This window comes from Bacillus cereus group sp. N21, from assembly GCF_016483395.1.
Classification (GTDB): Bacteria; Bacillota; Bacilli; order Bacillales; family Bacillaceae_G; genus Bacillus_A; species Bacillus_A pseudomycoides.
Genome location: NZ_JAEHBX010000172.1, coordinates 1 through 2,317, shown reverse-complemented (window position 1 = coordinate 2,317; position 2,317 = coordinate 1). Strand labels below are relative to the sequence as shown.

Genomic DNA, 2,317 nt, shown 5'->3' with positions numbered 1-2,317 from the left:
GAGACATTATGGCTTAGCACATGATATGCTGCGGTATAAATTTGACAACTGTTGGATCAATCAAATGCTAATATTCACTTTGCACCAGAACCAAAAAAGGGACCCCATGTGGGTTCCTTTTTTAATACATATAACCAAATTTAACTCTAGTCCAACAATGGAAAATTATTGTTAATTTTATAAAGAAGTGGAGGTACATAAATTAGTATTTTTCTCTTATATCTCAAAATCTAAGAATACTCTTTATTATGAGATATGAGAAAAGTTTAACTCAAAATAAATACTAGTACTTAAAGAGAATTTAATCTCACAGTATTAAGTCTTATTTAAATGATTATTCAACAGGCATACTAGAAAAGTCTACATTATAATGTTATTTATAAACATAATTTAAAAAGGAACAATTTCCTCTTTTTCATCTCAATAACATAATATCTCTATACATTTTGAGATATGGAATTACACTCACTTTATAACTACCGATAAGATTTCTTATGTAAACTAAATGAAAGGAATTTAATAGGTCTAATAGTTTTAATGCCCCCTATTTGTCCAGCGACACAAAAGTACCAACTGCTTTATTTTAAAGTTGCATTACTGCATTATCCCCTAAAGTAAATCCTATCCCGTGAATTAGATATACTCTATTTTTGGAACCATAACTTTTACCCATTAGTTTACATTTATTTCGTTGATCTTATTGAATTTATAGCATTTTAGCTGTTTTAATAAAAAACAATAACAAAAGTATATATTCAAAACATTGATTTTAATAGGATTTATAAGTCGCCTTTTATTTTGTTACTATCTCTATTTTTGTTCGCTGTGTTTGTTTGTTTTGTTAAATCTTATCATCCATTATCGCTCTCAACTGCTCCATTTCATTTAAGACTGACTTATCTATATCGTCTAACTCATTGGCTACTTTAGCTTCAATGAGACTTTTCATAATCAATACAGTGAGCATCATACCAACGCTATACCCAATAAAGAAGCTCATCCAAGTCATCCCATCACTTCCTTAACAACAAATAAGACGCTAAACCGATCACAGTAGTGCCTAACGAAGTAACTATAGAATTAATCATTAATAAGTATATCTGGACCCTTCCTCAACATATATGCAAAACTAGAAATAAACACTATGCAAAATATAATAACAGAAGGCCACATATTAAAATAAAATCCTTTACCTGCAATTAATCCGTATATATTTTGGAACAAGAAATTAGCACCTAAGATGATTCCCCCTAATATCGAACTGACCACAATACTGATTAAATAAAATTTAAATTTCTGAAACATTTTCCCTCTACCCCTTTTCTAAAATCAACTTTATTTAGCCTGTTTTAGAAAATTATACCATTCTCATTTTTTATATCCTTAAATCTAGATACATTTAAGGATATTTTAAGAAAAGGAAGCGGAAGTACTATCTCTTCAAATGTCCATTTTGTTCAATTAAAAAGAGCATCCACGTTAATAGATGCTCACCTGGGTTCTGGTGCAAAAACTTAAGGACAATTGCAATGAATCTATAAATCTTGGACATACTGCTACTATTACTTTAGAAAGGGTGCGTGATTGGTATGGAAAAGGAAAATGTATTCAAATGAAAGCGTTATCAGCCAGATATTATTTTGTTAACGGTAAGATGGTACCTACGGTACAACCTCAGTTTTCGTGATTTGGTGGAAATGCTAGAAGAACGGGGTTTATCCATTTCTCATACAACGATTATGCGTTGGGTTCATCAGTATGGTCCTGAATTGGACAAACGAATCCGTCGTCACCTCAAACAAACAAATGACTCTTGGAGAGTCGATGAAACATATATCAAAGTAAAAGGTCAATGGATGTATCTGTATCGTGCTGTTGATTCGAAAGGAAACACAATTGATTTTTTCCTAAACAAAACAAGAGACCAGAAGGCTGCAAAGCGCTTTTTCAAGAAAGCTTTGCGGTCTTTTCATGTTTCAAAGCCACGTATTATAGCAGTCGATAAGAACCCTGCTTATCCTATAGCAATTGAAAAGTTGAAAAAAGAAAAAAGCATACCTGATGGTATGCAACTTAGACAACAAAAGTACTTGAATAACATAGTAGAACAAGATCATCGCTTTATAAAGAAGCGAATCCGTTCTATGCTAGGGTTCAAATGTTTTGACACAGCTACATCGATTCTTTCTGGAGTAGAAGCCATGCATATGATTAAAAAAGAACAGATTGATTTACGGGACCTGATATTATCCCCTTAAGGTAGACAGTGTAAAAAGACCATGAATAAACATGGATGTTACACTTTTACTTGGAGGGG

General features: G+C 32.1%; 3 protein-coding genes. 1 reads left to right on the top strand and 2 read right to left on the bottom strand.

Going from position 1 to position 2,317, the window contains the following annotated elements; all coding sequences use genetic code 11:
- Positions 1–841 precede the first annotated feature (841 nt).
- Entirely contained in the window at positions 842–1,009 is a 168-nt protein-coding gene (locus JDS96_RS30210; RefSeq protein WP_199669057.1) for a hypothetical protein, read from the bottom strand.
- Between the two features lie 71 nt (positions 1,010–1,080).
- Positions 1,081–1,305 carry a hypothetical protein gene (locus JDS96_RS30205; protein ID WP_018783183.1) on the bottom strand — a complete coding sequence of 75 codons (225 nt, stop codon included), beginning with the start codon at positions 1,303–1,305 and terminating at the stop codon, positions 1,081–1,083.
- A 329-nt stretch (positions 1,306–1,634) separates the two neighbouring features.
- Between JDS96_RS30205 and JDS96_RS30200 the strand changes: the two genes are divergently transcribed.
- Positions 1,635–2,258 (top strand): IS6 family transposase, encoded by a 624-nt coding sequence (locus JDS96_RS30200; protein ID WP_307838221.1) that lies wholly within the window; start codon positions 1,635–1,637, stop codon positions 2,256–2,258.
- Positions 2,259–2,317 lie beyond the last annotated feature (59 nt).